This is a genomic window from Streptomyces sp. LS1784 (assembly GCF_020103755.1).
Classification (GTDB): Bacteria; Actinomycetota; Actinomycetes; order Streptomycetales; family Streptomycetaceae; genus Kitasatospora.
In genome coordinates, this window is the sequence record NZ_JAHSQD010000798.1 from 1 (window position 1) to 2,872 (window position 2,872).

The window sequence follows — 2,872 nt, forward strand, 5'->3', positions numbered from 1 at the left end:
AAGGAATCTCCAACCCCAGGAAACCTGAGGCCGGGGATGTCAACATATCTGGCGTTGACTTTTGGCACGCTGTTGAGTTCTCAAGGAACGGACGCTTCCTTCGGACCGCCTTCCAGCGGACCCTCCGGGCTTCGTTCTTTCGTGTTTCCAGCTTATCAGATGTTTTCCGCTCCGTTTCCGGGGCTTCGCTCATCCAACTCGCCGGTGTCTTCCGGGGTTTGACGCCCCGTCCGACGTTTCAAACTCTAGCCGATCTCCGCTCCGAAAAGCGAATCCGACCGCAACCCGATAAAACGCGCACGCCGAATAAGCGCCAGGCCATCACGCGGAAAAGCGAAAACGACCGGCACGAACCGAGAAGTGGTGCTTCAGAGGATTGGCTACCCCGGGACCGTCCGCGCAGATGCGTGTCCGGTGCTCCCTGCCAGGCAGCTCGAAGAACTGTACGCGCTTCCGTGGGCGGATGCAAACGTCGTGCAAAGACGGCCGGCCGGACCCCGGGGAGAGGGGTCCGGCCGGTGGAGCCGCGCGGCTCAGCTGTTGGTGGGGAAGCCCAGGTTGATGCCGCCGTGCGACGGGTCCAGCCAGCGCTGGGTCACGGCCTTGCCCCGGGTGAAGAACTGCACGCCGTCCGCGCCGTACGCGTGGGCGTCGCCGAACAGCGAGGCCTTCCAGCCGCCGAAGGAGTAGTAGGCGACCGGGACGGGGATCGGCACGTTGATGCCGACCATGCCGACCTCCACCTCGAACTGGAAGCGCCGGGCCGCGCCGCCGTCGTTGGTGAAGAGGGCGGTGCCGTTGCCGTACGGGTTGGCGTTGATCAGCGCCACGCCCTCCTCGTACGAGTCGACGCGCACGACCGAGAGGATCGGGCCGAAGATCTCGTCGTTGTAGACGGACATGCCGGGCTTCACGTGGTCGAACAGCGTGGGGCCGAGCCAGAAGCCGTCGGCCGTCGGGGAGCCGTTCCTGTCCTCGGCGGTGACCGGGTGCTTGCGGCCGTCCACCGCGAGCTCGGCGCCGTCGGCGATCCCGGACTCCACGTAGGAGGTGACCTTGTCCCGGTGCTGGCCGGTGACGAGCGGGCCCATCTCGGAGTCCCCGTTGCAGCCCGGGCCGACCTTCAGGGTGGCCACCCGCTGCTTGATCTTCTCGACCAGCTCGTCGCCGATCGGGTCGACCGCGACCAGCACGGACACCGCCATGCAGCGCTCGCCGGCCGCGCCGAAGCCGGCGTTGACCGCGGCGTCGGCGGCGAGGTCGAGGTCGGCGTCCGGCAGGACCAGCATGTGGTTCTTGGCGCCGCCCAGGGCCTGCACGCGCTTGCCGTAGCGGGTGCCGGTCTCGTAGACGTAGCGGGCGATCGGGGTGGAGCCGACGAAGCTGACGGACTTGATGTCCGGGTGCTCCAGCAGGCGGTCGACGGCCACCTTGTCACCGTGGACGACGTTGAAGACGCCGTCCGGCAGGCCGGCCTCCTTCCACAGCTCGGCGAGGAAGTTGGCGGCGGACGGGTCCTTCTCCGAGGGCTTCACGACCACGCTGTTGCCGGCCGCGATGGCGATCGGGAAGAACCACATCGGCACCATGGCCGGGAAGTTGAACGGCGAGATGATCGCGACCGGGCCGAGCGGCTGGCGGATCGAGTAGACGTCGACGCCGGTCGAGGCCTGCTCGGTGAAGCCGCCCTTGATCAGCTGCGGGATGCCACAGGCGTACTCCACGACCTCCAGGCCGCGGGCGATCTCGCCGAGCGCGTCGGAGTGCACCTTGCCGTGCTCCGCCACGATGATCGAGGCCAGCTCGTCGCGGCGGGCGTTCAGCAGCTCGCGGAAGGCGAAGAGCACCGTCGTCCGCTTCGCGATCGAGGCGCTGCGCCACTCGGTGAAGGCCGAGGCGGCGGCGGCCACCGCCTGGTCGACCTCGGCGATCTCGGCGAAGTCGACCTGGCCGGTGACCTGGCCGGTGGCCGGGTCGAAGATCTCACCGCGCCGGGGGGCCGCACCGGCGGTGGCGACCGGCTTGCCGCCGATCCAGTGAATGATGTGCTTGCTCAAGGTCCGTCTGCCTCCGAAGTCCCGGGCGGCGTCCTGCCACCGGTCCGGTCTGGCGCCGCCCGCAGGTGGGCCGGGCGACGGAAATCACGGGGCTACCGCGCTCGTCTCCCAGTCTGGTGGCCACTGCGGCCCGGCTCAACGAACAGGCTGACGGAGATCCTGGATTCAGCCTTACAGGTCGTCCGGTCGCTCCGCCGGACGGGTGGCCGCACGGGGCCGGGCCTCAGGACTCCCCGTCCTCCGGCTCCTCCAGGTACGGGTCGTGCAGCCCGTCCGCCGCCTCCTGGGTCTCCAGCAGGTCCAGCCGCAGGTCCTGTGCCCAGGCCAGCGCCCACCGCTTCCGTTCGTCCACCTGCCCGGCCGGAGCGCCCCGGGCGCGGAACCGCCCGTCCGCCGCCTCGGCGAGCGTCTCCAGCCGTTCGGCCAGCGCGGCAGGCTGGAAGTCCGGGTCCAACTCCTCTGCCAGAGCGAGCAGTTCGCCCTCCCGGTAGCAGCGAGTGAGGGCGTGCACATCGATCAGGTCGCGAGGCATGCCCCGGTCCACGAGCAGCGCGGTGGTCAGCGCGGCCGCGTCCTCCAGGGCGACGACCGGCAGCACCACCGGCGGCTCGTCCGGACCGGGCGCACCGAGATCGAGCCGGACCGGGCGATGGCCCAGCGGCTCCTTGCGCAGCTCCACCGAGTGCGACCGCCCGCCCAGCGCCAGCCGGACGGTGAGCTGCTCCAGCCGCGGTGTGCCCGGCCGCTCGACGGCCCCGCCGCCCGCCGCCCGGTACGCCTCGCCCAGCGCGACGGCCACCTCCGGCAGGTCGGCG

2 protein-coding genes are annotated in these 2,872 nt (G+C 70.2%); both read right to left on the reverse strand.

Going from position 1 to position 2,872, the window contains the following annotated elements; all coding sequences use genetic code 11:
* Positions 1-533: 533 nt before the first annotated feature.
* Entirely contained in the window at positions 534-2,057 is a 1,524-nt protein-coding gene (locus tag KS423_RS42555; protein WP_224285058.1) for a CoA-acylating methylmalonate-semialdehyde dehydrogenase, read from the reverse strand.
* Between the two features lie 223 nt (positions 2,058-2,280).
* On the reverse strand, positions 2,281-2,872 hold a 592-nt coding region (locus KS423_RS42560), incomplete at its 5' end, for a nucleotidyl transferase AbiEii/AbiGii toxin family protein (protein ID WP_224285059.1).